At 67.9% G+C, this 26,912-nt stretch carries 23 protein-coding genes; 9 read left to right on the forward strand and 14 right to left on the reverse strand.

Translation table 11 applies throughout. From position 1 onward, the window contains the following. Window positions 1-5 precede the first annotated feature (5 nt). From ACIHA7_RS36875 to ACIHA7_RS36890, 4 genes are all read left to right on the forward strand, one after another. Window positions 6-236, forward strand: coding sequence for a hypothetical protein (locus tag ACIHA7_RS36875; protein ID WP_397296238.1), 231 nt, complete (start codon window positions 6-8; stop codon window positions 234-236). Window positions 237-262: 26 nt separating this feature from the next. Further along, the gene (locus ACIHA7_RS36880) at window positions 263-2,656 is read left to right on the forward strand and encodes an ATP-binding cassette domain-containing protein (RefSeq protein WP_397296240.1); all 2,394 of its coding nucleotides are present in this window, start codon (window positions 263-265) and stop codon (window positions 2,654-2,656) included. A gap of 302 nt (window positions 2,657-2,958) precedes the next feature. Then, a complete protein-coding gene (locus ACIHA7_RS36885) occupies window positions 2,959-4,071 on the forward strand; it encodes a fatty acid desaturase family protein (RefSeq protein WP_397296242.1) in 1,113 nt (370 codons plus the stop codon). Beyond that, complete coding sequence (locus tag ACIHA7_RS36890; RefSeq protein ID WP_397296244.1) at window positions 4,068-4,976, forward strand: DMT family transporter; 909 nt, start codon at window positions 4,068-4,070, stop codon at window positions 4,974-4,976. The genes ACIHA7_RS36885 and ACIHA7_RS36890 overlap by 4 nt, the downstream gene beginning before the upstream one ends. On the opposite strand, the gene ACIHA7_RS36895 is transcribed toward ACIHA7_RS36890, so the two are convergent. Then, on the reverse strand, window positions 4,973-5,572 hold the full coding sequence (locus ACIHA7_RS36895) for a DUF6508 domain-containing protein (protein WP_397296245.1): 600 nt from the start codon (window positions 5,570-5,572) through the stop codon (window positions 4,973-4,975). The two genes, ACIHA7_RS36890 and ACIHA7_RS36895, sit on opposite strands and share 4 nt — an antisense overlap. 25 nt (window positions 5,573-5,597) lie before the next feature. Beyond that, window positions 5,598-6,260, reverse strand: a complete 663-nt coding sequence (locus ACIHA7_RS36900) for a molybdopterin-dependent oxidoreductase (protein WP_397296246.1) — start codon at window positions 6,258-6,260, stop codon at window positions 5,598-5,600. Window positions 6,261-6,421: 161 nt separating this feature from the next. Here ACIHA7_RS36900 and ACIHA7_RS36905 point away from each other — a divergent pair, with 161 nt between their 5' ends. Continuing rightward, window positions 6,422-7,135 carry a helix-turn-helix transcriptional regulator gene (locus ACIHA7_RS36905; protein WP_397296248.1) on the forward strand — a complete coding sequence of 238 codons (714 nt, stop codon included), beginning with the start codon at window positions 6,422-6,424 and terminating at the stop codon, window positions 7,133-7,135. Window positions 7,136-7,141: 6 nt separating this feature from the next. Here the strand turns inward: ACIHA7_RS36905 and ACIHA7_RS36910 are convergent, their stop codons facing one another. Together ACIHA7_RS36910 and ACIHA7_RS36915 are read right to left on the reverse strand one after the other, a co-directional pair. Next, a complete protein-coding gene (locus ACIHA7_RS36910; RefSeq protein WP_397296249.1) occupies window positions 7,142-8,173 on the reverse strand; it encodes a fused (3R)-hydroxyacyl-ACP dehydratase subunits HadA/HadB in 1,032 nt (343 codons plus the stop codon). Window positions 8,174-8,243: 70 nt separating this feature from the next. Further along, the gene (locus tag ACIHA7_RS36915) at window positions 8,244-9,710 is read right to left on the reverse strand and encodes a carboxylesterase/lipase family protein (RefSeq protein ID WP_397296251.1); all 1,467 of its coding nucleotides are present in this window, start codon (window positions 9,708-9,710) and stop codon (window positions 8,244-8,246) included. A gap of 68 nt (window positions 9,711-9,778) precedes the next feature. Between ACIHA7_RS36915 and ACIHA7_RS36920 the strand changes: the two genes are divergently transcribed. After that, window positions 9,779-10,363 (forward strand): NAD-dependent epimerase/dehydratase family protein, encoded by a 585-nt coding sequence (locus tag ACIHA7_RS36920; protein ID WP_397296253.1) that lies wholly within the window; start codon window positions 9,779-9,781, stop codon window positions 10,361-10,363. A gap of 28 nt (window positions 10,364-10,391) precedes the next feature. On the opposite strand, the gene ACIHA7_RS36925 is transcribed toward ACIHA7_RS36920, so the two are convergent. The 6 genes from ACIHA7_RS36925 to ACIHA7_RS36950 form a co-directional block, all read right to left on the reverse strand. Beyond that, window positions 10,392-11,384 carry a 1-aminocyclopropane-1-carboxylate deaminase/D-cysteine desulfhydrase gene (locus ACIHA7_RS36925; protein WP_397296254.1) on the reverse strand — a complete coding sequence of 331 codons (993 nt, stop codon included), beginning with the start codon at window positions 11,382-11,384 and terminating at the stop codon, window positions 10,392-10,394. Window position 11,385: 1 nt separating this feature from the next. Further along, complete coding sequence (locus ACIHA7_RS36930) at window positions 11,386-12,012, reverse strand: QsdR family transcriptional regulator (RefSeq protein WP_397296256.1); 627 nt, start codon at window positions 12,010-12,012, stop codon at window positions 11,386-11,388. Window positions 12,013-12,047: 35 nt separating this feature from the next. Next, window positions 12,048-13,844: an acyl-CoA dehydrogenase gene (locus tag ACIHA7_RS36935; protein ID WP_397296258.1), complete on the reverse strand. Its 1,797-nt coding sequence runs from the start codon at window positions 13,842-13,844 to the stop codon at window positions 12,048-12,050. A 115-nt stretch (window positions 13,845-13,959) separates the two neighbouring features. Further along, a complete protein-coding gene (locus ACIHA7_RS36940; protein ID WP_397296260.1) occupies window positions 13,960-15,081 on the reverse strand; it encodes a CaiB/BaiF CoA transferase family protein in 1,122 nt (373 codons plus the stop codon). A gap of 144 nt (window positions 15,082-15,225) precedes the next feature. Beyond that, entirely contained in the window at window positions 15,226-16,254 is a 1,029-nt protein-coding gene (locus ACIHA7_RS36945) for a phosphotransferase family protein (RefSeq protein WP_397296262.1), read from the reverse strand. A gap of 5 nt (window positions 16,255-16,259) precedes the next feature. Further along, window positions 16,260-17,375 (reverse strand): hypothetical protein, encoded by a 1,116-nt coding sequence (locus ACIHA7_RS36950; RefSeq protein ID WP_397296264.1) that lies wholly within the window; start codon window positions 17,373-17,375, stop codon window positions 16,260-16,262. Between the two features lie 96 nt (window positions 17,376-17,471). On the opposite strand from ACIHA7_RS36950, the gene ACIHA7_RS36955 reads away from it, so the two are divergent. Both ACIHA7_RS36955 and ACIHA7_RS36960 read left to right on the forward strand, forming a co-directional pair. After that, the gene (locus ACIHA7_RS36955) at window positions 17,472-18,068 is read left to right on the forward strand and encodes a TetR/AcrR family transcriptional regulator (protein ID WP_397296266.1); all 597 of its coding nucleotides are present in this window, start codon (window positions 17,472-17,474) and stop codon (window positions 18,066-18,068) included. A 231-nt stretch (window positions 18,069-18,299) separates the two neighbouring features. Next, window positions 18,300-19,010 carry an alpha/beta hydrolase family esterase gene (locus ACIHA7_RS36960; RefSeq protein WP_397296268.1) on the forward strand — a complete coding sequence of 237 codons (711 nt, stop codon included), beginning with the start codon at window positions 18,300-18,302 and terminating at the stop codon, window positions 19,008-19,010. A 7-nt stretch (window positions 19,011-19,017) separates the two neighbouring features. Here ACIHA7_RS36960 and ACIHA7_RS36965 read toward each other — a convergent pair whose 3' ends face one another. Beyond that, entirely contained in the window at window positions 19,018-21,825 is a 2,808-nt protein-coding gene (locus tag ACIHA7_RS36965; protein ID WP_397296270.1) for an AAA family ATPase, read from the reverse strand. 147 nt (window positions 21,826-21,972) lie between these two features. Here ACIHA7_RS36965 and ACIHA7_RS36970 point away from each other — a divergent pair, with 147 nt between their 5' ends. Then, window positions 21,973-23,130 carry an epoxide hydrolase family protein gene (locus ACIHA7_RS36970; RefSeq protein WP_397296272.1) on the forward strand — a complete coding sequence of 386 codons (1,158 nt, stop codon included), beginning with the start codon at window positions 21,973-21,975 and terminating at the stop codon, window positions 23,128-23,130. Between the two features lie 55 nt (window positions 23,131-23,185). Here ACIHA7_RS36970 and cysC read toward each other — a convergent pair whose 3' ends face one another. Genes cysC through ACIHA7_RS36985 form a run of 3 tightly spaced genes read right to left on the reverse strand, consistent with a single transcriptional unit; the run spans window position 23,186 to window position 26,882 of the window. After that, a complete protein-coding gene (cysC, locus tag ACIHA7_RS36975; protein ID WP_397296273.1) occupies window positions 23,186-25,021 on the reverse strand; it encodes an adenylyl-sulfate kinase in 1,836 nt (611 codons plus the stop codon). After that, complete coding sequence (gene cysD, locus ACIHA7_RS36980) at window positions 25,021-25,953, reverse strand: sulfate adenylyltransferase subunit CysD (protein WP_397296275.1); 933 nt, start codon at window positions 25,951-25,953, stop codon at window positions 25,021-25,023. Before cysD ends, cysC begins: the two co-directional genes overlap by 1 nt. Then, window positions 25,950-26,882, reverse strand: a complete 933-nt coding sequence (locus tag ACIHA7_RS36985) for a helix-turn-helix domain-containing protein (protein ID WP_397296277.1) — start codon at window positions 26,880-26,882, stop codon at window positions 25,950-25,952. The genes cysD and ACIHA7_RS36985 overlap by 4 nt, the downstream gene beginning before the upstream one ends. Window positions 26,883-26,912 lie beyond the last annotated feature (30 nt).

The following is a 26,912-nucleotide window of genomic DNA, read 5'->3' on the forward strand; positions in this document are numbered from 1 at the left end:
ACATCATGGCTTGGAGCAAGCGGAACCGTCAGCTGCATCGCCAGCTGTCCATCATCTTCACCACGACCGTCATCGTCGCCTTCGTCGGCGCCGCCCTCGGCCTCACCGAGACCGCGATGTGGCTGTTCTACCTCCCGCTGCCGCCGCTGTTCTTGCTGATGGGCACCGGCTTGTACATGTTCGCCCAGCCCTACCGAAGCAAGCGGCGCGGCGTGCGCCCGAACCTCGCCCAGTAGTCCTGATCAGGTTAGATGGAGACACCATGAGCACCGCAACGAAGAAAAAGAGCACCGAGCCCGCGCAGCCGGCCGCGGACAGCCACGATCTGATCCGGGTGCACGGCGCACGGGTGAACAACCTGCGCGACGTCAGCATCGAGATCCCCAAGCGCAGGCTGACGGTGTTCACCGGTGTCTCCGGCTCGGGCAAGAGCTCGCTGGTGTTCAGCACGATCGCCGCGGAGTCGCAGCGGCTGATCAACGAGACCTACAGCTCCTTCGTGCAGGGTTTCATGCCCACGCTGGCTCGGCCCGAGGTCGATGTGCTCGAAGGGCTGACCACGGTGATCACCGTCGACCAGCAGCGGATGGGTGCCGACCCACGCTCCACGGTCGGCACCGCGACCGACGCCAACGCGATGCTGCGCATTCTGTTCAGCCGTCTCGGTAAGCCGCATATCGGTTCGCCCCAAGCCTTTTCGTTCAACGTCGCCTCGATCAGCGGCGCGGGCGCGGTCACCATCGAGAAGGCCGGCCGGACCGTGAAAGAGCGGCGCAGCTTCAGCATTACCGGCGGCATGTGCCCGCGGTGTGAGGGCAGGGGCTCGGTCTCCGATATCGACCTGACCCAGCTCTACGACGATTCCAAATCACTGGCCGAAGGCGCGTTCACCATTCCCGGCTGGAAATCCGACAGTTTCTGGACGGTGCGGGTCTATGCCGAGTCGGGTTTCGTCGACCCGAACAAGACGATTCGCAAGTACACCAAGAAGGAACTCAACGACTTCCTCTACAAGGAGCCGGTCAAGGTCAAGGTCGACGGCGTCAACCTCACCTATGAGGGTCTGATCCCGAAGATCCAGAAATCGTTCCTGTCCAAGGACCGTGAGGCGATGCAGCCGCACATCCGGGCGTTCGTCGACCGGGCGGTCACCTTCACTACCTGCCCCGACTGCGACGGCACCCGGCTCAGCGCGGAGGCGCGCTCGTCGAAGATCAAGCGCAAGAACATCGCCGACCTCTGCGCGATGCAGATCAGCGACCTCGCCGAGTGGGTCCGCGCCCTCGATGAGCCGTCGGTGAAACCGTTGCTCGACTCGCTGGTGCACACCCTCGACTCGTTCGTGGACATCGGCCTCGGCTACCTCTCGCTGGAACGGCCCTCGGGCACGCTGTCGGGCGGTGAAGCCCAGCGCGTCAAGATGATTCGCCACCTCGGGTCCGCGCTCACCGATGTCACCTACGTGTTCGACGAGCCGACCATCGGGCTGCACCCGCACGATATCCAGCGGATGAACGACCTGCTGCTGCAGCTGCGCGACAAGGGCAACACGGTGCTCGTGGTGGAGCACAAGCCGGAGACGATCGCCATCGCCGATCATGTGGTCGATCTCGGTCCTGGCGCCGGTTCGGGCGGCGGCACAATCTGTTTCGAGGGTACGGTCGAGGGGCTGCGGTCCAGCGGCACCATTACGGGCAAGCACTTCGACGACCGGGCCGCGCTGAAGGAGACGGTGCGAAAGTCCACCGGCGCCTTGGAGATTCGCGGCGCCGACCGGCACAACCTGCGCAACGTCGATGTCGACATTCCGCTCGGCGTGCTCTGTGTGATCACCGGCGTCGCCGGCTCAGGTAAGAGCTCACTCGTGCACGGTTCGATCCCGGCCTCGGCGGGCGTGGTGGCGGTCGACCAGACACCGATCCGTGGTTCGCGGCGTAGTAACCCGGCCACCTACACCGGGCTGCTCGAACCCATCCGCAAGGCGTTCGCGAAGGCCAACGGCGTGAAGCCCGCGCTGTTCAGCTCGAACTCCGAGGGCGCGTGCCCCAACTGCAACGGCGCCGGGGTGATCTACACCGACCTGGGCATCATGGCGAGCATGGAGACCACCTGCGAGGTGTGCGAGGGCAAGCGATTCGACGCGTCGGTGCTCGAGTACCACCTCGGCGGCCGCGACATCAGCGAGGTGCTGGCCATGTCGGTCACCGAGGCCGAAAAGTTCTTCGCCGCAGGCGAATCGCGTATACCGGCCGCGCACGCCATCCTGGAGCGCCTGGTCGATGTCGGGCTCGGCTACCTCACCATCGGCCAGCCGCTCACCACGCTGTCCGGCGGCGAACGGCAGCGGCTGAAGCTGGCCACGCACATGGCCGACAAGGGCGGCGTCTACGTGCTCGACGAGCCGACCACCGGCCTGCACCTTGCCGATGTGGAGAATCTGCTCGCCCTGCTCGACCGGCTGGTGGAGTCCGGTAAGTCGGTCATCGTGATCGAGCACCATCAGGCCGTGATGGCGCACGCCGACTGGATCATCGACCTCGGGCCCGGCGCCGGGCACGACGGCGGCAAGATCGTCTTCGAGGGCACGCCCGCCGAGCTGGTCGCCGCTCGCTCCACCCTCACCGGGGAGCATCTCGCCGAGTACGTCGGCGCCTGAGTCGAACCCGCGGACCGGCGGAGCCGATATCGGCTCCGCCGGTCCGTCGCGTTAGCCGTCGGATCGCTTGGAAATGCCGACTGGCCGGTTTTTGGAAAACTGCCGTTATTTCTTCGACATATGACATGTCTCCGGCGTAGTCTGGGCCCTGATATTCAGCCGGGTGGAGTCGGGGAGAAATGCGTTCAATTCACGGGGGACATCGTTATCGTGGCTGCCTGGAATTCGCTGGACCTGAGCTATCCGGCCGCGGTGTCGACCGGGTCGATGCCGTGTGGTGATTCGAGTGGGGACGTACGGCAATGCCGCAAGAAGACAGAGTTCAGCAAAGATGTCGAGCTTCGCGACCGTCGAGTGGTGGCTTCAAAAGGGAACTTTCCCCGGAGACGAAAGAAGCCGTCAAAGATATTCACAACAGCAGGGATAATTGGCATGGCCCGCTCGGACTGTTGGCCGACTGGCTGGTAATTATCGGTACAGCCATTGTTGTCGTGCGCTTCCATTACCAACCGCTCGTGTACCTGGCGGGCGTGATCGTCATCGCGGGCAGGCAGCGCGCGCTGCGTAGCCTGATGCACGAGGCCAGCCACCTGAAACTCACTCGGCACGGGCCTGCCAACAAGTGGCTCGGGCGCGTCTTCATCGCCTGGCCGATCTTCTCCGGGTTGTCGTCGTACACCTGCGCGCATTGCGAGCATCACCGGCATCTCTGGGACGATCGCCGCGATCCGAAATTGCTCGGCTATATGCGGCTCGGCCTGGTGAATCCGCGGGATATGAAGCAATTCGTGCGGCGGCACCTGCTGAAGCCGCTCTTGATGACGCATGTGCCGTATCAGGTGACGGCGGATCTGATCGGACGCGACGAGGATCGTAAGGAAACGCGCCTTCGGGTACTCTTTATCGTTGCGGTTTCCGCAGCCTTCGTGGTGTCCGGTGCCGGTCTGGAATTCCTGCTCCTGTGGGTAGTCCCATACGTCACCTTCTATCAAATCCTGCGGTACTGGAGTGATATCGCCGATCACGCCGGATTGCGCTCGGACAATCCATGGCAGGCGACGCGCAGCTGGGATGCGCCGTGGCTGGTCCGACAATTCCTGGCACCACACAATTCCAATTGGCATCTCGCACATCATCTGTACCCGGCGGTACCGCACTACCGGATTCGCCAGCTGCACCAGACTTTGCAGGCGACACCGTCCTACCAGGACGCCCACCATTGCGACGGTTTCTTGTTCGCCCGCAACCGGTGTCAACCCGCTGTCGTGCAAGACGTGCTCCAGCCGGAACGGTTGACCGAGATCCGAGCCCGTCATCCGGAACTCTGCGAACATCGCCGCGAGATGATGGCGGGATGCGCGCAATCCTGCCCCGTCACGGCGCTACGGCCAGCGGATCCGAGCGAAATCGTATGAGCCTCAGCGTGTCCCGAGCCGCTGAGCAACGATCCGCTGCTTGGCTCGGGACCCTGCTTGCCTTGGGCTCCAGTGTCGCGGTCGGCTCCGCGATCGCCGCGACGACGGCGCTGACCGAGTTCCCGATCATGACCGGGCAAACGGTCCGATACGGCATCGCCGCCGCGTTGATGTTCGTTCTCTTCTGGGGGCGGCTGCCCCGGGTCAACGCGGCGCAGCTCACCAGGATCGGGGTGCTGGGCGCGACCGGTCTGGCCGGCTTCAATATCTGCCTGGTGCTCGCGCTGCAACGGGTCGACGCGGGTGTGGTCGGCGCGGTCGTCGGTGCGGTGCCGGTGGTGCTGGCCCTCGCGGGTCCGCTCATGGCTCGTCGCTCACCGTCGATGCGGGCGGTGGTTGCCGCGGGCATCGTGACCACGGGTGCGGTCGTCGTGCAATGGACCGGTGCCGCGGCCGATCCGGTCGGACTGCTCCTCGCGGCAGGTGCCCTCGCGGGCGAGTGCGCCTTCTCGCTCGTGGCCATTCCACTGGTGCGGGAGATCGGCGCGAAAGCCACCGCCACCTACGCCGCGACCGCGGGCGCGGTCCTCTGCGGAATCGTCGCGGTGCTGATCGACGTGCCGACCGCCCGCCTGCCCACGCTGGCGGAGTCGGCGGCCATCGGCTATCTCGCCGTCGTGGCGTCGGCCGGCGCCTTCCTCCTCTGGTACGCGGCGCTGGATCGAATCCCGGTGGAGACGGCCGGCGCCTTCGCCGGGGTGGTGCCCGTGTGTGCCTTGGTGACCGGCGTGCTGCTGGGTGTCTCGGAGAGCTCGCCACTGCGTTTCGTCGGCGCGGCCATAGTCGGCGTAGGAGTGGTGCTCGCCGCCCGGGGAACCCGGCAGGTCGGCACGGGAGCGGACTAGGCCATTTCCTGCTGCTCGTACCAGGTACGCAACCGTTGCAGAGCAGCAGGTAGGGTGCCGTCGTTCAGCGCCGTAAGGATGATGCCATCGCCGAAGCGCTCGCCGCGGATCACGGCGGTGAGCACTCGGGCGGCATCGGCGACGGGGGCGGTCTCGAGACCCCGACCGCCCGGATACGCAGTCTTCCTGTCCCACTTCATCCAGTCGAAGCCCACGATGGCACCGACGGCGTAGACGGCCTGGGTCATGCGATCGACCGCTTCGCTGTACTGGACGTGGGGCATGCATAACGACCCGTCGCGATTATTCGTTCGCCAGCTCCCGAGGGCTTGCGGGTCCTCGGCACGGATGTCGTCGACGGCAGACCACAATTGGTGCCATGCTTCCCGGGGTGCGGCGCGCAGGACCGATTCGATGGCGGGATTGTCGCTGGGATCCGGATGATAAGGGTTGGCGCGCAATTCGGCCTCGGCGCGCTCTCTTTCCCGGTTGAATTCCGCGAACTGCGCTGTGATACTCGCTGTTTCCGCGGCGGTGTAGCCAGGGTAAACCTCGTCGGCGGTCTTGCGGAACAGCCGTCTCAACCATCCTGCCACAGTGACACTCTGTCAGATCGTCCGGTTATCCGCGACTGCCTCGGGCACTCAATGCGCGGATCGGGCCGATGAGTGTGCGGTAGATGGGGCGCACGAAACGGCCGGGGAGATAGCGGTGACGTTCCTCCTGCCAGACGCGCGCTCTGCGGTGCGCGGCGAGGGGCGACCAGCGTTCCGGATCCACGGGCTCGGTGGCGTGGAATTCGATGCGGCACAGGTGTTTCGTATTAACGTAGCCATATTGGTGTGGGCTGACCAGTCGGACCGGGGCGCCGTGGTCACCGGTGAGTGGGTGTCCGTCGAGGCGGTCGGCGATGAGCACATCGGCGGCGAGTGCGTCCTCCAGCAACACGATCGACCGGAAGCCGTCGAGTCCCTCGAAGACCACGTGGCTGATGGTCACGCCGGGCTGGAGCAGCGGCTCGATCCGGGCACGGTAGAGCGGTTCGAACGCGGTTCCTTCCCACCGCAGACCGGTAGCCGACCATCCTGCGACACAATGGAAGTCGGCATCGAGCTGCCGTCGCGGCAGGTCCACGAGATCGGCCACCGACAGCGTGATGGGCTCGGTCAGGGGGCCGCCGATCTCGATCGCCGGGTCGGCGGGGACCGGCGGTGGTGGGTGATGCAGATGGGTGCCGAAGCGCGGGAAGCCGTCGACGGCTCGTTGGCCCGGGGGAAGTGTCATGTCGATCCTCGATCTATACGACGTTGTATATGCGGGACGCGGTGGGCGCTATGAGTATTCTGGGCGATACGCACCCGTTGGTGCGCTGTGAGAAACCTAACGTGGGTGGAGCAGTTAGGGATTCAGCGAAGAAGGACTAGGCTTTGTCGTGTTTCGGCGAGATGACTATTCGCCCCGGTGTGCTGTCCTATCGCGGCGGATTGTCGCCGGCGAAGATGCATGCCCACCATTCGGTGCAGGTGCTCATTGCCCGCCGCGGTGAGTTCATCATGGCGGATGCCGGTGCGACAATCGTCACCTGCCCGGCGGCGGTGATTCCCGCCGATACCGCCCACGAAATGGTCCAGGGCGTGGTGAACGGCGAAATGGTGCAACTGGCCGCCGAATCCGCCGACGGCGTCGAATTGAGCCGGACGGTTGCGCAACCGGGATCCGCCGAGTCCTGGGCGGCCGCAGGCGCCGCCCTTATCGCTGAGCTCGGCGAAAATGACTGGTGGGCAGACGGATTGCCCTACGCGAAGCCGGGCCCCGCCGCCATGCGACACCCCGCGCTCACCGCCGCCCTGCGCCGGCTACCCGACCTCATCGCGGCGGGCCCGGTCCGACTGCGGGACGTGGCCGCCGCGGTCGACGTGTCCGAAAGCCGACTCGGCCACCTGTTCACGGCCGAGATCGGACTCCCGTTCCGCCCCTACGTCCGCTGGCTGCGCATGTCCCGAGCCATCGACCACATCGCCCTCGGCCACACCCTCACCGACGCCGCCCACACCGCGGGCTTCTACGACGGCGCCCACTTCACCCGCGTCTGCACCAAAACCTTCGGCCTCTCCCCAGCCATCCTGATCCGCGAAATGACCTTCAACGCGGGTGCGTAGCCCGCGTCAGGCGAGGCGGACGTCGGCGGTGGCGAGGCCGAAGATCTTGCGGCCTGCGGACTTTGCGACGAGGACGAGGACGGCGGAGCGGGTTTCCGGGTCGAGGGATTTGACGCGGGCGGTGAATTCGACGGTGCCGATGGAGCGGGCGTCGACGACGGTGTAGTTGGAGAGGCGGACGCCGAAACGGGTCATGGCGCCTGGGTCGCCGAGCCAGTCGGTGAGGTAGCCGGCGCCGAGGCCCATGGTGAGCATGCCGTGGGCGATCACGTCGGGCAGGCCGGTCAGGGTGGCGATGTCGTCGTGCCAGTGGATCGGGTTGGCGTCGCCCGCGACACCGGCGTAGTTCACCAGGTCGCCGCGGGTGAGCTGGTTGACGCGGGGCGGGAGTTCGTCGCCGACGGTGAGGTCCTCGAAGCGAATCGCGGTGCGCGGGAGGCGGGTTCGGGAGACCTCGGACGGGGTGGCGCTCTGCGCGGCGGTCCGGGTGGCTTCGCCGGGGGTGTTCGAGGCGGTCGCGGCGCGGCCGGGGATTTCGATGCCGTGCATGATGACGCGCTCGATCGCGTCGCCGACCCCGGCTGCGACGTCGTTGCCGGTGATGCCCGCGACGGTGGTGTGCATGACCTGCACGACCCGCCCGGTCCGGTCGGTGAAGGTGTTCTTGATGGTGAGCAGATCGTTGCCCGCTATCCGGCGCACCGAGGCGAGTTCGACATCGCTGACCAGTCGATCGCCGGTGACCACCGGCTGGTACATCTCGAAAACCTGATCGGTCTGCACGAACACGTCGTAACCGGTGATGACGCTCTCGAAGAGCTTGCGGTTGGCCAGCATCGCGGGGATCGAGACGAACGTGGTCGGCGCGACTAGACCGGCGTAGCCGAGCTCGTCGGCGGCGTCCTCGCTCCAGTGCGCCGGATGGAAATCCTGGACCGCACGCGCGTATTCGCGGATCTTCTCGCGGCCGACCTCGTAATAGTCGTCAGCACGATAGTGATGCCCGACCAGTGCGGCCACATCGAACGTCGCTTCCATCAAGCCGCTCCTCGCTCCAGATCCCCGCGCACATCGTAAACGGCTCGCGCAGGACGGAACCCACTGGCGGTCAGTCGAGCCAGATCGCGAGCTCGTCGGCACGCGGGTTGGACACCGCATGGGAGCGCGGGGCATCGAAGGTCATGACGGTCCGGGTGCCTGCGTCGTACGGGGCCCAGCAGGGAGTACGGCCGTGCGCGAAATCGACCCAGATATGGTGCATTTCGGAGGCGAGGGTCTGGGGTGGGACGTCGGCGCCGACCATCATCTGTGTGCCCTCGGCGGTCAAGGTATCGAAGACGAAAGCGACCTCGAGGGCATGGCAGGCGCGCAAATCGAGATGAGTAGTGGGCCAGGCGAATTCGTAGACATGCGCGGTGGCGGCGGCTTCGGCCATGCGGACCGCGGGGATCCGGAATGCCCAGTCGGTGAGGATCGCGGCCAGCAGGTCACCGGGGCTCGCAGTGGGGCGGTTGGCTGCATAGATATCGGCGATGGCCGGGTCGAGTCCGCGGGAGCTCAGCGTTGTGATGAGTAGTTCCGGGGTGAGTGTGGCGGTGAGTCCCGCCGGCGTCGCGAACAGGCGGAATTCGTCGGTGGTGCTGCCGGCGATAAGCGGAATGTCATCCGCAGCGCCCCCGGCGATGGCGTCGAGGGGGAGTTGGGTGAGGCTGTGGCCGTCGATCGTGGGCACGAAAGCCATCTGGCCCAGCCCTGCGGCAATGGAGGACGCGCCCCAGCGGTGGGGTAGCTGCTGGAACATGAAGTCGAGCACCAGGTTTCGCTCCGCGTGGAGCAGTGCGGGAATACCGGCGTCTTCGGGTGGGGTATCGAGTCGCCCGACGAAGTCGGCGGCGACCAGGCGCGCGTCCGCGAGCGTCGAGGCGATGGTTCCGTTGCCGCTCTGCATGATCGCGCGCTGGAACAGACCCGCGGCCAAGGGCGAGGCGATCAGCGTGGCGACGCTCATGGCGCCCGCGGATTCGCCGAAGATTGTGATTCGCTCGGGGTCCCCGCCGAACGACGCGATATTGTCGCGAACCCACCGGAGGGCGGCGATCTGGTCGAGCAGACCACGGTTGGCCGGTGACCCGTCGATCGCCGCGAAACCGATGGCCCCGAGGCGATAGTTGATGCTGACCAGCACCACTCCGTCCCGAGCGAAGGCGTGCCCGTCGTAGACGGAGACGGCGCTGGAGCCGACGCGGAACGCCCCACCGTGAATCCACACCATGACCGGTAGGCCCGAGGCCGTCGGATCGGGTGTCCACACATTGAGGTTCAGAAATTCGGGCCCCTCGATGATCGGGTTGTGCAAGATCGAGCGCAGCGGCTCCGGGTAACCCACTTGCGGAGCGGTCGGCCCGAAGCGGGTCGCGTCCCGTTCGTCATCCCAGCTGGGTGCCTGGCCGGGAGCCTGAAACAGTGCGGCACCCAATGGCGCTGCCGCATACGGTATTCCGAGGAAAGCGGCCACCGACCCGGTGGCGTTGCCGCGAACTTTGCCCTGTGGTAGCGCTACGACTGACGCATGCATCAAGATTCCTCACCTCGCCGACGACACCTTGAACGTCTCACACCCGAACGGGTCACTAGGGTGGAATGATGCGGATCTTTCTGGCCGGCGCGACCGGCGTCATCGGAACACGGTTGGTCCCGCTGCTGGTAGAGGCCGGGCACGAGGTCGCGGGCATGACCCGCTCGGCCACCAAAGCCGACCAGGTGCGCGACGCGGGGGCCGTGCCGGTGATCTGCGACGTCTACGACCAGGACGCGTTGACCGCAGCCGTCGTCGACTTCCGCCCCGACCTGGTGATGCACCAACTGACCGATCTACCCGACGACGCGGCCCTGCTCCCGGAACGGGCCGGCGCGAACGCGCGCATCCGCACCGAGGGCACCCGCAACCTCATCGCCGCCGCCCGTGCCGCCGGAGCCAAGCGATTCCTCGCCCAGAGCATCGCCTGGGAACCGGCGGGCGGCCGCGGCCAGGTCATCCAGGACCACGAGGCGGCTGTCCTCGACATCGATGGTGTGGTCGTGAAATACGGCCAGTTCTATGGGCCTGGCACCTATTACGAAGACCAGCACCCACCACACCCCAGGGTGCACGTATACGACGCTGCGGCACGGACGATCCCGCTGCTCGAGGCGTCGACCGGGGTGATCATCGTCGCCGACGTGGCGTAGGCACACGACTCTTCGGACTGGCAGCGCGTCACCGGGGGCCGTACGTGTTGAGGAACAGCACCGGCCCCGCACCGAAAAAGCCGGCGGTATCGAGGTGCAGTGCGGCGGCCAATGCCTTGGCGGTGTATACGGTTTCGAGCCGGAGCCCGTCCTGTGCCGCGAGGGTCCGTGCCTCGTGGGCGGCGGGGGTGGGGTGACCGTAGCCGGGCCCGAGCCAGTCCGTGGTGCTGGTGAGGTCGTCGGGGCGCAGGCCGGTCGGTTCGAATCGCGCACCGCGCGAACGCAACAGCCGCTGCGCACGCTCGGCCAGGCGAACGATGTGCTGGGCGTCGAGGGGGAGCGCGTCGTTGACGACGACGCCGACGACCCGGGTGTTGAGCCCGGCCAGCCGTAGGCCGAGCGCCAAACCCGCTGCGGTGCCACCGGAACCGACCGCCGTCACGAGATGGCTCGGCTCGGGCATCGCGCCCGCGGCGATCTGGTCGGCCAGTTCGAGCGCGGCTTCGACATAGCCGAGCGCGCCGATCGGCGACGAGCCACCCACCGGGAGGTAGTAGGGCCGCCTACGGCCCTGCATGTGCTTCAGGTACAACCAGGGCGCCGTCAGTAGCGTGCGTCGCTTGGTGTGCGTGAAATGCACTGTGGCGCCGGAGTTCTCCAGTCGCCGCAGTTGCGCGCGGACATGGTCGTCCGTCGGCTGGTCGACCAGCGCGAGCACCGTCTCGATGCCCTGCTCTCGGCCGTACAGTGCGGTGGCGAGCCCCCAGTTGGTGCCGGTGCCGCCAACCGTGAAGATCGTCCGTGCACCGCGCCGATGCGCTTCGGGCAGTAACCATTCGAGCTTGCGGACCTTGTTACCGCCCCACGCGCCGTCGCCATAGCGACTGTCGTCCTTGCACCACAGCGGAGCTGCGGTGCCGACGTCGAGCCGGCGGATCGGGGTCGGCGCGGTACCGAGCCGCACATACGGCAGCGAGTCGGTGAGGTCAGGAAAACGCTGGTGCAGCAGTGCGTCCGACATGTCAGCTTCCTGTGGCAGGTCTCGTGATCGCCTCGGGGATGCCGAGCAGCGCGGCCTGCACCTCGTGCAGCCGGTCGACATCCCCGCGGATGCCTGCGACATTATCGTTGTACAGGAACGCCTCGCCGAGGCGGACCAGCGCGTAGGCGAGCAGGTCCGGCTCGACCGGCGGCCGGTAGTCGTCCTCGCGCTCGGCGCGGGCGATGAGCTCGCGCACGGTGGTGACCACCAGCGGCTGCACCGGTCCGTCGCCTGCGGTGAGGATGCGCAGACCGGACAGCGGCTCGTTCTCGAAGTACCGCCGGAACGGCACATTGTCGGTCATCCAGCGATTGACCCGATACAGCACGTCGAGGATGCGCCGGGCCCCGGTCGAGCGCCGCCGGGCATCGGCGCGGGTGAGCAGCGCGGCGAACTCGCCGGCCAGCACCGTGCCGAGTACTCCTTCGCGGGACCCGAACCAGCGGTAGACCGAGGCGCGGCTGAGTCCGAGCTCGGCCGCGATGGCCTGGATGTCCACCCGTTCACCGGCCAGGAACGACTGCCTGGCCAGCGCGATGACCTGTTCGCGGGTCGCCGACGCCGGTCGTCCTGGTGGGCGGGTGGTTCGCTGGCTCCGGGTGGTCATCGAAAAATGGTACATCTTCCGACACGTGTACCGAATCAGAACCAGGCGTCGCGCATCTCGATGGTCGTGGTGTCGAGGCGGGCGAGCAGATCCCATGCCGGTGCCGTCTTGGGCAGTTCGAACCGGTAGAAGTACCGGGCCGCATGCCGCTTGCCGTCGTAGAAGTCGCCGGAGCGCCCGGCGGCGGCCAGCAGCTGCTCGAGCCAGATCCAGGCCAGCACGCTATGGCCGAAGGCTTCCAGGTAGACCGAGCTGTTCGCCAGCGCGGCCTCGACGTCGCCGCCGGCGAACAACCCGGCGGTCACCTCGACGAGCCGCTGCCACGCCGCATCCAGCTGCGCGGCGAGCTCGGCCGCCTCGCCACCGGCCGCGCTGGCGGCGGCCACGGTGTTCTGCACCCGGCCCGCGAGGGCGATCAGGCTCGCGCCACCCTGCTGGGTTACCTTGCGCCCCAGCAGATCCAGGCCCTGGATGCCGTGCGTGCCCTCATGGATCGGGTTGAGCCGGTTGTCCCGGTAGTGCTGCTCGACGTTGTACTCGCGGGTGTAGCCGTAACCACCGAGCACCTGGATGGCGAGGTTGTTCGCCTCGAGGCACCACTGCGACGGCCAGCTCTTGGCGATCGGGGTCAGGATGTCGAGCAGCAGGGTGAGCGCCCGCTTCTCCTCGTCGGAGTCGGCGGTGTGCTGCTCGTCGACCAGCCGCGCGCAGTAGAGCACGAGTCCCAGCGCGCCCTCGGCGTAGGCCTTCTGCGCCAACAGCATTCGCTTGACGTCGGCATGCTCGATGATCGGTCGCTGCGGTGCCGTCGGATCGGCGGGCAGCTTGGCCCGGCCCTGCGTGCGCGTGCGGGCGTAGTCGAGGGATTCGAGGTAGCCGGTGTAGCCGAGCGCCGTCGCGACCAGGCCGACGCCGATGCGCGCCTCGTTCATCATGTGGAACATGTAGGACAGCCCGCGGTGCGGCTCGCCGACCAGGTAGCCGACGGCGCCCGCCGCGCCGCCCGGGGTCCAGCGGCCCTCGCCGAAGTTCAGCACGGTATTGACGGTGCCGCGGAAGCCCATCTTGTGATTGAGTCCGGCCAGCGCGACATCGTTGCGTTCGCCGACCGCGCCGTCGTCGTCGACCAGGAACCGCGGCACGACGAACAGGGAGATGCCCTTGGTGCCTGCCGGGCCGCCGGGGATCTTCGCCAGCACCAGGTGCACGATGTTCTCGCCGAGCTCGTGATCGCCGCCGGAGATCCACATCTTGGTGCCGAACAGCCGATAGGTGCCGTCGTCCTGCGGCTCGGCCCGGGTGACGATATCGGCCAGTGACGAACCGGCCTGCGGCTCGGACAGGCACATGGTGCCGAAGAACCGCCCCTCCAGCATCGGACGGACGAACCGCTCGGTGAACTCCGGACCGGTATGGCTGAGCAGCAGGTTCGCGTTCGCGACAGTGAGGAACGAGTAGCCGGAGGTGCCCGGGTTGGCCGCCTGGAACCAGGCATAGCTCGCCTGCGCGACGGTGACCGGCAGCTGCGCCCCGCCGAGGTCGTAATCCATTGCCGCCGCGGGCAATCCGGCCTTGGCGAAGGCGGCCAGCGCCGTGGCCACCTCGGGAATGATGGTGACCCGTTCGCCGTCGAAGGTCGGCTCGTTCGCGTCGTTGAGTTTGTTGTGCGGCGCAAAGTATTTGGTGGCCAGCTGCTCGCTGAGCTCGAGCACCGCGTCGAAGGTCTCGCGCGAATGGTCGGCGTAGCGCCCACGTTTGGTGAGCTCCTCGACGTTGAGCCACTCGTAGAGCAGGAAATCGAGATCGCGCCGGGAAAGCAGCGTCGAACGCATCAGCCATCCTTTCGAGACATGTGCCGACCACTGTATCTTACGGTTCGCGCGGATGCAGTGGCCCGGCCATGGGTCGAAGGTAGCGGACGGGAAGGTGCTTGGAGCCGAACTCGGATCAGGTGGTCACCCGCTCGATATGGTCGGCGTGAACACCCCAGCCGGACAGCAGCTTTCGCACCTGCTCCGGGTCGGAGCTGAGCGGCGCGGGGACATCGACCGGGGTGCGGTCGAACCGCGGCGCCGGCGCGGGCTGGAGCACGCCGTCGACCTCGATGAAGGCGTTGCGGGCCTTGTTGTGCGGGTGCTCGTGGGCCTCCCACGGACTCAACACCGGCGCGACGCAGGCATCGGAGCCTGCGAAGATCTCGGCCCACTCGTCACGGGCGCGCTCCTTGAACTTCGCCCCGAGCACTTCCTTGAGCTGAGGCCAGCCGTTCTTGTCGAGCTGGAACGGCAGATCGGGGTCGTCGATGCCGAGGATGGCGAGCATCTGGTTGTAGAACGGGATCTCCACGCAGCCGACCGCGAGGTACCGGCCGTCGGCGCACTCGTAGGTGTCGTAGAACGGTGCGCCGCCGTCGAGCATGTTCTCCCCGCGCGGGAAGTTCCACAGGCCGAGGTGGTGCAGCCCGTGCATGGACGCGGTGAACAGGGCGGATCCGTCGACCATGGCCGCGTCGATCACCTGCCCCTTGCCGGAACGTTCCCGTTCGTACAGCGCGCCGAGCACGCCGAGCGCGAGCAGCAGGCCGCCGCCCGCGTAGTCGCCGAGCATATTGGCAGGCGGCACCGGCGGCTCCCCGGCGCGGCCGACCAACCCGAGCGCGCCGGAGATCGCGATGTAATCGATGTCGTGCCCGGCGGTGCGGGCCAGCGGGCCGTCCTGACCCCAGCCGGTCATCCGGCCGTAGATCAGGCGCGGGTTGCGCGCGGCGAGTTCGGCGGGGCCGAAGCCGAGGCGTTCGGCGACGCCGGGGCGGAACCCCTCGATGAGCACGTCGGCATGATCGGCGAGCGCGAGCAGCGTCTCGCGATCGGCCGGCTGCTTGAGATCCAGTGTGATGCTGTGCTTTCCACGGTCGAGCGGCCCCGCCGGGGAGACGATGCCCTCGCCGGGTGCGCCGCCACGGTCGACGCGCAGCACCTCCGCGCCGAGATCGGCCAGGATCATCGCGCCGAACGGGCCTGGCGCGAGACTGGCGATCTCGATGACTTTCACTCCGTGCAGTGGTCCCATGTCTCCGCTCTCTGTCGTCCTGGACGAGGGCAGGGCAGGCGGCCACGGCCGAACCCCGCCCGTCCGGATCGGTGCCCCCGAGGCTAGGCACGTTCCGGGGTACCGCCAATGACCGTCGCGCTCGGAAGGGGGTGACCGTAGCGCTCACGACTCGCCGAGCAGCAACTCCAGCCGCGCGACCGCGACCGCCGACAGGTCGCCCATGTCGAGGTAGGTCGATATCCGCAGCAGCGCGACGGAGAGCAGCACGGCGCCGAGGATCTCGTTGTAGCGCAGCCGCCGGACCGGGCGGCCGGTGGCCGCCTCGTAGCGTGCGATGGTGTCCGCGCGGCTAGGGGTGCCGGGCAGGCGCGCCTTGCCGAGGTATTCGCTGGACACCCAGTCGGTGAGCAGCAGCCAGGCGAGGTCGGATTCGGGGTCACCGAGGTGGCCGACCTCCCAGTCCAGCGCGCCGATCACGCCGTAGTCCTTGTCGTAGAGCATGTTCGACAGCCGCGAGTCGCCCCAGCAGAGGGCGAGATGCTCGGGGTCGTAGCGGTTGTCGCGGAGCCAGGTGATCGCCCGCTCGATGGTGTCGGGGATGTGCGGCGCCGCCCAGTGCACCGCCCAGTCGAGATAGTTGACGGCCTGCTCGACGGGGTGGCCGCCGAATCGGGGGAGGCGCAGGAAGTCCAGGCGCAGTGCCGCCGGATCGAGGAGGTGCAGCCGGGCCATGGTGTCGACGCAGCCCCACCACATCGTCGTTCGTTCGTGCGGCGCGGCCGCGAGGTACATGCCGGATTCGTGGTACGGCGGTACATCGCTCGGTGTCCGGCCGCCCTCGATCCGGTCCATGATCAGATAGGGGCTGCCGAGGTCCGCGGTGCCGGTGTCGATCCAGCGCACCGACGGCACCGGAATGCCGGTGGGCGCAAGGCGTTTCATCACGACGAACTGGCGGCGCAGATCGTAGTCCGGAAACAGCGGCACCTCGGGTGGTCGGCGGAACACCAGACCCAGCGGTGTGTCCGTGTTATCGATGCCGTCGACGGCGAAAAGGTAAGTGTCGGAGGCGAAGCCCTGCTCCGCACGCTGCCAGCCGATGACGGTGGCGTGCTCGGCGTGCGGAATACGCTGCCGGATCACCTTTTCCAGCAGCGGGGGCAGCTGTTCGGGGGTGGGACGTTCGGTCATCGCGGTCACCATCCGGTGTAGCCGTAGCGCGGATAGTTACCCACGCAGACCATCTCGACCAGGCCGTGCCCGACCCGGTCACCCATCCGTACCGTGCACAACGTCTCGCTGAGCAGGCTGACCGGCCCGATCTGGTCGAGATCGGTGAGGTCGACGGTGAACCCGTCGCTGAACGCTGGGCCGCGCCACATGCCGGACGCGTAGCCTCGGTATTCGTTGTATCCGGCGAGGCCCGGCCAGAAGCGGCAGGTGGGTTGCACCTCGAGGGTGGTGCTGGTGCGGTCGGCCTGGTGCACGGTGAAGGTGCCGCCGGAGATTACCCGCAGGTCCGGCTCGAAGGTCAGCTCGTGTTCGACATCGATGATGGGCGTCGGTGCCTGGCCGGTGGCGAGCGGATACAACACCTCGCCCTCGAACTGCCAGCGCTGGCCGGTGCTCGTCTCCCGCTGCGCGAAATGCACCAGCCGGTCGTCGAATTGGAAGATGCCCATGTAGTACAGGACGCCGTCGGGCACCTCGACGGGTGGCAACCCCGGCCCTTCGTCCAGACTGCCGCCGCCCGGACCGTGTCGCACGCCCCACGAGTGGTCGCGACCGAACCACCACTGCTCGGGGTCGATATCGATGCGCCTGCCGTCGAGTTCGATCCAGCCGGTGACGACGCCGTTCTGGTAGTAGCGGCGGGCGTCCTCGCGCACCCGGCCGCGGGACCGATGGAACGCCGGCGTCTGCTCGTAGGCGGGGAAGCTCCCGCGGAAGTCGAGGTGCAGGCTCAGCCCGTGCTCGTTGCCGCCCAACGTCGCTCGGGTGCCGAGGAGCGGTTCGGTGACCGCGTAGGTGTAGGGGCCGACCGTCCACGAGTCCAACGACGCACGGGGAGCGGTGAATTCGGTGGCGAGACGGACCACCCGCGCCTGCTTGCCGCCGATCGTCACCATCGCGTAGGCGTCCATCACATTGCGATTGGGGTAGCGGGCGAGGCCGGTCATCACACTCACCTCGCCGGAGGTGTCGAAGCCGTACATCACCACCCGCTCGGTCCAGCGCAGATCGCTTTGCGCCACATGGTCGAACGTGGTTGCCAGCTGGTGGCACAGCATTTCGTCGTCGGGTACGAGCACCGAACTTCCCTTCATAGAACCGATGCGGGCCAATATATTACGATGCGCACCGCAACGTATTTGTTTCGACGATTCCCGCCCGGTACGCTGCGCCGTGTGACATCCACCGACCCCGCCCGCTCCGCCGCGGGCCGCCCGCGCGACAGCCAGATCGACCACGCGGTGCTCGACGCCACCCGCACGCTGCTCGCCGAGGTCGGCTACCGGGACGTCACCATCGCCGCGGTCGCTCGTCGCGCCGGAGTCGGCACCGCGCCCATCTATCGCCGCTGGCCGGGCAAGGAGGCGCTGATCGAGGACGCCGTCTTCGGGTCCGAAAACCTCTGGCTGCCAGCGGTAACCGAGGACCTGCACGCCGACCTGATCGCCTGGGCCCGCCTGTTCCTCGAGCGGGTCGCCGAGCCGGCCACCCGCGCCGCGGTGCCCGGACTGATGTCGGCCTACCACCACGACCCCGCCCGCTACCGCGCACTACACGACCGCGCCGACGTCCCAGCCCGCAAGGCCCTCGCCGACCGGATCGCCCCCGCCATCCCGGCGGGCGCCGACGAATCCGCCACCACCGATCTGGTTTTCGAGATCCTGGTCGCGCGCACCCTCCTGCGCGGCGTGACGCACGGCCTCGACGACGCCGAAACCTTCTGTCGCCGAACGGCCGATGCCTTGTCCGCGATAATTCGTGCCGGAACCTGACGGCGAGTCGCCTCGCGGAACAGTCTTCAGTGTCATAGTGATTCGATGGGTCGGCTTCGTGGCTTCGCCGCCATTGCCAGTATTGTTTGTGCGCTCAGCGTGTCGGGGTGCACGGGCTCGTCCGCACCGGCGGGCACACCGACCGCTCAGCCGCCGCCATCGACAACCACGGGCGCTACCGATCGGGATCGAACCGTCCGCCTCGAATTCGGTGGCAAGCAGCGGACTTACGTGGTGCATACGCCCCCGCGCTACCAGGACAGTGCCGCGCTGCCGCTGGTCGTTGCCATGCACTCCTATCCGAGCGACGCGGCTCAGATCGCCGCCACCTCCGGCTTGAATGCCAAGGCGGACAAGGAGAACTTCCTCGTCGTCTACCCGGAGGGGTACTCCCGCGCGTACAACGCCCTGATCTGTTGCGGTACGGAAGACGATGTCGGCTTCATCCGGACGGTCGTCGCCGCGATGGTTGCCGAGTGGAAGGCCGATCCGAAACGCGTCTACGCCACCGGTATGTCGAATGGTGGCGACATGTCCTACAAGCTCGCGGTGGAGCTACCCGGTACCTTCGCCGCCATCGCTCCGGTCAGCGGCGGCTTCATCGGTGCGAAGGCCAAGGAGGAGGCGTATAAGCCGTCCGTACCGGTTTCGGTGATCACCTTCCTCGGCGGCCGGGATCGCTACATCGGCGAGTTCGAGGCCGGCATCACGCAGTGGCAGCAGCGGCTCGCGTGCGCTCCCGCCGAACCCGCCGCGGCGTCGACCAAGGGGATCACCCGCACGACAGCCGAGTGCGGCGACGGCAGCGAGGTTCAGGTGTACCGGATCCCCGAGATGGGTCACGGGTGGCCGGGCGCGGCGCAAGGCACGCTGTCCCAGCCGGACGCCGGGGTGAACGCGACCGACCTGCTGTGGGAATTCTTCGCGGCACACCCGAAATGACCGCCGGTCAGCCCGCGCTCGTAAACAGCTGGTGCGTGTGGGCGGCGGCGGCCGCTTCGGTGCGGGTGGCGACGCCGAGCTTGGTGAGGATGCGGGAAACGTGCACGCCCGCGGTGTTGCCGCTGATGAAGAGTTCGGCGGCGATCTGACGGTTGCTCAATCCCTTGGTGACCAGGCGTAGGACGTCGAGTTCGCGCGGGGTGAGGCCGAAGGTCGATGGGCTGGCGGCGGTGGGGGGTTCCGGCGACTGATCGGTCAGGGTGAGTCCGGCTCGTTCGGCTACCCGGCGGACCTGCGCGAGCAGGGGGGCGGCGCCGAGATCGGTGGCGATGGTGGCGGATTCGCGCAAGGCTGCCTGCGCGGTGGGCCGGTTGCCCTCCGCCAGCTCGGTTTCGGCGGCGCCGAAAAGGCTGAGAGCCAGCTCGTAGGGCTGACCCAATGCCCGCCAAGCTGATACGGCCTCGGACCACGCGGCGGCGTGGTCGGCGCGATGGGCGGCGTCGACGGCGGTGGTGACCGGTAAGGCGTCGGCGAGCGAGTCGAGAGCTGGTGGCAGTTCGCCGATCCGGGCCGCGAGGGCGAGCAGTGGCCACACTTCGTGATGGTGTGCGGCGAGATCGTCGGCGGACAGCGTCTCGACGGCGATGTCGGCGGCCCGCTGCGTTCGACCTAGCGCGAGTGCGGTCGCGCATTGCACGGTGCGCAGTTGGATCTGGTACTGCCGGGCCCACGGCCCGTCGCTCAACAGACCGGCGGCGGTGTCCGCGCTGCTCCTGGCGGCGGCCGAATCACCCTGTGCCAACACTATTCTGGCGTGCGAGAGCAGCAGCGCCGCCTTACTGAGTGGCGGCAGTTGCTCGGTCAGTGATTCATCGATGAGGGTGAGCGCCTCCGGCCAGCGGCCGAGCGCGGTCAGCGCCTGCGCCCATTTGACCAGCAGGATCGGGCCGGCCTCGGCGAAGCGGAAGGTCTCGTGGGCGGCCCGCAGACCCTGCTGGATGGCCGCGATCGCCGCCGCGTAATCGCCTGCGGCGACGAGGACCGCCGATTCCCACAGCACCACGGTGAGCAGTGTCTGCGGATCCGCCGCGGCGGCCGCCGCGCCGTGGGCTTTCTCGAAACAGGCCACGGCACTGTCGGTTCGGGTGGAGCGGGCGGCGGCGAGCCCGAGGTAGGCGTAAGCGCGGGCGGCCAGCGCCGTGGCGCCGAGCTGCTCGGCCACCTCGGCGGCGGCCAGCGCGTTGCGCTCGGCCTCGGTGGCATCGCCGCTGAAGGCGTGGGCCGCGGCGAGCTCGGCCAGCACCTCACCGCGCAGCAGGGTCGGCGGATGCACGGGTAGCAAGGCCGAGGCGCGCACCAGATCGTCGTCACCTCCCTTGCCGCTCTGGTTATTCAGGGCGGCCCGGCAGTAGAGCAGCCGGGCGGCGCGCTCCGGCGCACTGTCGGTGTCCACCAGCGGCAGTGCTTCGTCCGCGGCCGCGATGCCGCGTTCGACGAAGCCGCCGTGATAGCAGGTCTCGACGACCTGCTCCAGCACCTGGAGTCGGTCCGCGGCGACGCGTCCGGCGGCGTCGGGCACGTTGTCCCAGAGTTCGAGCACGCGATCGAGATGGTGCAGCCGTTCCGCGTGCGCGCCCGCGCTCTCCGCGGCCGCGCGCCAGGAGGCGTCCAGTGCCAGGGGCAACTCACCGGCGGCATGTGCGTGATAGGCCAGCGCGCCGGCACTCGATGATTCGCGGTCGCCGGTGAGCGCGTGGGAAAGCCTGGCGTGCAGGCGTTTCCGCTCCGCGGGCAGCAGGTGGCCGTAGACGGCGTCGCGAAGCAGAATGTGCCGGAACTCGTACCCGGTGTCGTCCGCAATGAGGATCTGCCGATCGATCAGTTGACGAAGCGCGTGATGCAATGCGTCCTGGTCGAGTTCGGTGGCCGATGCGAGCAGCGTGTGCCGCACCGGAGAACCCGCGACCGCGGCGAGCCGCAGCAACGCCTGCGTCTGCGGTGCTAGTTCGGACTGATAGCCGAGCAGCAACTCCGACAGTTCGGCAGGCGTGTCCTCGGGCGATGTGCTGAGCGCCTCGACGAACAAGGGAATCCCTTTGCTGCGCGCAGAGATTCGCGCGATCGTCCCCGGTTCGGGTTCCCGACCGAGCAGCGCCGCGAGCTGCCTGCCCACCTCGTGCCGGGTCAGTGGTTCCGGAACCACCAGTCGCACACCAGGATCGCGGCGCAGCCCCGCGACCAGCCTGCGCGTCGCCGCCGAGTCGGCGGGACGATAGGTACCGACCAGCAGCGGGCCGCGCTGCGCCGAGTTGGCCACCAGGAACGCCAGCAGATCCCGGCTCGAATCGTCGGCCCAGTGCAGGTCCTCCAGCACGACGACCACAGGCTGGCCGACCGCGAGCTGCTCGAGCACGGTGAGGATCTCCCCGAACAACCGAATCCGATCGGCCTCCGCCGCGCCCTCGGCCGACCCGGCGTGCGCCGCCAGCTCAGGCAACCATCGCGCCAACGCAGGCCGGGTCACCGGAAGCAGCGTCGCCAGCCGCTCCACCCCGAGTTGTCGCACCAGCGCGCGCAGCACCGACACGAACGGCGCATACGGCACGCTGTTGCCGAACTCGGGGCACCGCCCGGCCAACACCACCGTGTCCGCGCTGAGCCGCGAGGTGAACTCGGCGACCAGCCGGGATTTGCCGAGCCCGCCCTCCCCGGCGACCAGCACGGTGTGCAGCGCCGGATCCTGATAGGCCGCCAGCAGTGCCGACAATTCTGCGGCCCGCCCGACAAAGGCACCGCGGACGGGAAGGCTCACCACCCCGCGATCATGCACGGACCAGGCGATTTGTGCCAGCTCCAGGGTCGAACGGGTAAAGCGTCGCCGCCCGCGTAATGACATTGTCAGCGCCGAAATAACGAATTCTTGTGATTCGCAGGCCCCCTCGTTACGCGAAGTATTTATGGCATGACAAGCACCGAGATCCGCCCCTTCCGCATCGAGATCCCGCAGGCCGCCCTGGACGATCTGCACGACCGGCTGGCCCGCACCCGCTGGATCGACGACCTGCCCAGCACCGGCTGGGAGCGCGGTGTGCCGACCACCTACCTGAAGGACCTGGCCGGCTATTGGGCGGCGGAGTTCGACTGGCGCGCCATCGAAGCGGAACTGAACAAACATCCGCAGTTCACCACCACCATCGACGGGCAGAACGTGCACTTCCTGCACATCCGCTCGGCCGAGGCCGCCGCTACGCCGCTGCTCCTGCTGCACGGCTGGCCGAGCTCGGTGGTCGATTTCCTGGAGGTGATCGGCCCGCTCACCGACCCGAAAGCGCACGGCGCGCCCGAGGCACCCGCGTTTCACCTGGTCATTCCGTCGCTGCCGGGGCACGGCTTCTCCGGCTCGGTCACCGAGGCGGGCTGGCACGACGGCCGGGTCGCCGCCGCGCTGGCCGAACTGATGGCGCGGCTCGGCTACGACCGGTACGGGGTGCAAGGCGGCGATCACGGCGCGTTCATCGCACCGCGGCTCGGCCGGGTGGACGCCGACCATGTGCTCGGCGTGCACGTCAACGCGCTGGTCACCTTCCCGAGCGGTGACCCGGGCGATATGGCCGCGCTGACCGAGGCCGAACGGCAGCGCCTCGGCCGGATGAAGCAGTTCCAGGACGACGGCGCGGCCTACATGAATCTGAAGGGTTCCCGCCCGAACACCGTCGCGCAACTGGTGGCGGATTCACCGGCCGGGCAGCTCGGCTGGATCGTGGAGAAGTACAAGGAGTGGGTCGACCAGTCGCACGAACTGCCCGAGCAGGCGATCGACAAAGACCGCATCCTGGCCAACGTCAGCATCTACTGGTTCACCGAGACCGCACGCAGCGTAGCCAATTACTACTACGAGCGGTTCCACGACGTGAGCATGTTCGCGCCCGCGCCGAAGGGCACCGTGCCGACGGGCGTGGCGGTATTCAAGGACGGCGACTACGCCATCCGCCGGTTCGCCGAGAAGGCGCACAACATCACGCACTGGTCGGAGTTCTACTCCGGCGGCCATTTTCCGGCGCTCGAGGTGCCCGACCTGCTCACCGGCGATATCCGTGAGTTCTTCCGCTCGCTGAGCTGACGCACGAATGGCGAAGGGGCAGGCAGCAATCCGCCGCCCGCCCCTTGCCGAGCGTTCAGTCGAGACTCGACAGCCTGGCGAGGATGGTGGCCGCCATCGCCGCCGGATCGCCGTCGTCGGGGCGCAGCACGAGCTCGGCCTCGGTGGGCGACTCGTACGGGTCGTCGATGCCGGTGAAGCCGCGGATCTCGCCCGCACGGGCCTTGGCGTACATGCCCTTCGGATCCCGGGCTTCGCAGATCTCCAGCGGCGTGTCGACGAAGACCTCCACGAACGGGATGCCCGCCGCCAGGTGCGCCGCACGGACCCGGTCGCGGTCGGCGCGGTACGGGCTGATCAACGAAACCACCGCGACCACACCGGCTTCGGCGAAGAGACGGGCCACCTCGCCGACCCGGCGGACGTTCTCCACCCGATCGGCGGCGCTGAAGCCGAGATCTGCGTTCAGTCCGTGCCGCAGGTTGTCACCGTCGAGCAGGAAGGCGGGGCGGCCAGCCGCGACCAGTCGGCGTTCGAGTTCCACTGCGACGGTGGACTTTCCCGAACCGGACAGGCCGGTCAGCCACACGGTGAGGCCACGGGTCGCCCGCTCGTCCCGGCCGACCGCGGTGGAGTGCCAGACCACCCGCGAGGACGGCAGGCTCGCCCCGGTGATCATGCCCGCGCCGACGGTGTTGTTGGTGGCGTCGTCGACCAGGATGAAGCTGCCGGTGAACCGATTACGCCGGTACGGATCGAACAGCAGCGGCTGCCGGGTGCGCAGCTGGACGCGGCCTATCTCGTTGAGCGACAACGACTCCGCCTGCTCGTCGCGGTGCAGGGTATTGACGTCGAGCCGGTAGTCCAGCGTGCGCACCTCGACGGTGGCGGTGCGTGTGGTGTGCCGGATGGTGTAGGTCGCGCCGGGGGTCAGTTGCGACTCGTCGGCGAACCAGCAGACCATCGCGTCGAGATCGCGGCCCGCGGTGGGGCGGTTGTTCGGCCGGCAGATCATGTCACCGCGGGACACGTCCAGGTGGTCGGCGAGCTGCATGGTCACCGCCTGCGGCGGAAAGGCCTCCGTGACGGGCTTGCCGCCCGGACCCCAGATGGCCGCGACGGTGGTGGTGAAACCCGAAGGCAGCACCGCGACCTCGTCGCCGGGCTTGAACACACCGCCCGCCACTGTGCCGGCATAGCCGCGGAAATCCTGTGCGTGACTACGGGTTACGTACTGCACCGGGAACCGCGCGTCGATGAGGTTGCGGTCGGAGGCGATGTGTACCTCTTCGAGGTGATGCAGCAGGGGAGTGCCCTCGTACCAGGGCATGCTCGCGCCGCGGTGCACGATGTTCTCGCCGTCCAGCGCCGACATCGGCACGAACGTCAGGTCGAAGATGTCGAGTTTCGAGGCGAACTGGGCGAATTCGGTGCGGATCTCCTCGAACCGGGCCTGTGACCAGTCCACCAGGTCCATCTTGTTGACGCACAGCACCAGGTGCGGGATGCCGAGCAGGCTGGCCAGGAAGGCATGCCTGCGGGTCTGCTCCACCACGCCCTTGCGGGCGTCGACCAGGATCAGCGCGAGGTCGGCGGTGGACGCGCCGGTCACCATGTTCCTGGTGTACTGGATGTGGCCCGGGGTGTCGGCGATGATGAATTTGCGCCGGGGCGTGGCGAAGTAGCGGTGCGCCACGTCGATGGTGATGCCCTGCTCGCGTTCGGCGCGCAACCCGTCGGTGAGCAGTGCCAGGTTCGGGTAGTCGTCGCCGCGGTCGCGGCTGGTCCGCTCCACGGCGGCGAGCTGGTCGGTGAAGATCGTCTTGGAGTCGAAGAGCAGCCTGCCGATGAGGGTCGATTTGCCGTCGTCGACGCTGCCCGCGGTGGCCAGACGCAGCAGTGTTGCGGTCATCAGAAGTAGCCCTCTCGTTTGCGATCTTCCATGCCCGCCTCCGAGATTCGATCGTCGGCGCGGGTGGCGCCACGCTCGGTGACCCGGGCCGCGGCCACCTCGGTGACCACCTCGGCGGGGGTGGCCGCGGTCGACTCCACGCAGCCGGTGCAGGTGGCGTCGCCGACCGTGCGGAACCGCACCGTGGTCTCGTGCGGCTGCTCGCCGTCGAGGAGCTGCAGGAATCGGGTGTGCGCCAACAACATTCCGTCGCGCTGTACCACCGGGCGGCGGTGCGCGTAGTAGAGCGGCGGCAGGTCGATGCCCTCGGCGGCGATGTAGGTCCAGATGTCGAGCTCGGTCCAGTTGGACAGCGGGAACACTCGAATATGTTCGCCCGCACGGTGTTTGCCGTTGTAAAGGTTCCACAGTTCCGGGCGCTGGCTGCGCGGGTTCCACTGGCCGTACTCGTCGCGGAAGCTGAACACCCGCTCCTTGGCGCGGGCCTTCTCCTCGTCGCGGCGCGCGCCGCCGAAGACCGCGTCGAAGCCGCCCTCCTGGATCGACCGCAGCAGTGTGGTGGTCTGCAATCGGTTGCGAGAGGCGCGCGGCCCGGCCTCCTCGACCACCCGGCCCGCGTCGATGTCGTCCTGCACGCTGCCGACCACCAGCCGCAGCCCGAATCGCGCGACCGTCTTGTCGCGGAAGGCGATCACCTCATCGAAGTTGTGTCCGGTATCGATGTGCAGTACCGGGAACGGCAGCGGCGCGGGCCAGAAGGCCTTGGCCGCCAGGTGCAGCATCACCACCGAGTCCTTGCCGCCGGAGAACAGCAACACCGGACGTTCGAAAGTTGCCGCTACTTCACGGAATATATGTGCCGACTCGGCCTCGAGCACGTCCAGATGGGGCAGCTCGTAGGTGCTCGCCGTCGACTTCGCGTACTGGCTCACCCCGCAAAACTAGAACACGTTTCGGTCGTTGGCAACAGCTCGCCGGGGCCGGGAGCGGGTTTGCGCCCGCCCGACGCGGCGGTCACGGCGTCCGCCGCCGCGACCAGAGCCGTTCCGCGCCGGTCGATTTCGGCCCCGGTGATGGACGCGCCGACGTACATGGTCAGCACCATGTTCTGCCTGCCGTCGCCGCCGTAGGTCGGTGCGGCGAGCAGGCTGACCGGGTGCTCCTTGCGTGGCCGCAGATCCGTGCCGAGGTACACCCGCTCGCCGAGGCTGGTGACCAGTTCGCCGACCAATTCGCGCAGCTCATCAGGGAGATCGTGGGCGGCGAATCCGGCAAGCATGGAGTACAGCCTGCGGCCCGCCGCGGTGAGACTCTCCACCAGATAGCCGCGCTCGCGGCATTCGGCGACCACCTGCCGCAGCCGCGCCTCGTCCTGCTGCAACGGCACCGTCGACGGCTTGGCCAGCCAGGCGTCGAACGCCGCGTCGGTGTCCCACAGCACGTACATCAGGCCGACCGGCGGCGCGAAGTGGTACGCCGCGCCGACCTTGACCATCCCCGGCCCGGTGCTCTCCAGAACCATGATCTGCTCGCCGACCACGGCGGATGCGGTGCAGGTGGTGCGGTATCGCGCGGTCAGTCGCTCCAGCTCGGCGCGGGCCAGCGCGGAGATGGCGAAGCTGTCCTGGGCGACCCGGCCGGCGGCGATGAGCGCGGGCCCGAGGCCGTAGGTCAGCGTGTCGGCGTCGCGCACCAGGTAGCCGCCCGCGGTGAGCTCGGTGAGGATGCCGAGGCAGGTCGGTTTCGCCAGGTCCAGCGCCCGCGCCAGCTCGGACAGGCCGAAGCGCTTACCGCGCTGCTCGACCAGGAAATCCAGTACCTGCACCACCCGCACCGTTGGCGCGGATCTACGGCCGACCATTGACCACTCCTAGAACACGTTCTAATCTTG

Origin of the sequence: Nocardia sp. NPDC052316 (assembly GCF_044547795.1) — a bacterium.
Taxonomy (GTDB): domain Bacteria; phylum Actinomycetota; class Actinomycetes; order Mycobacteriales; family Mycobacteriaceae; genus Nocardia.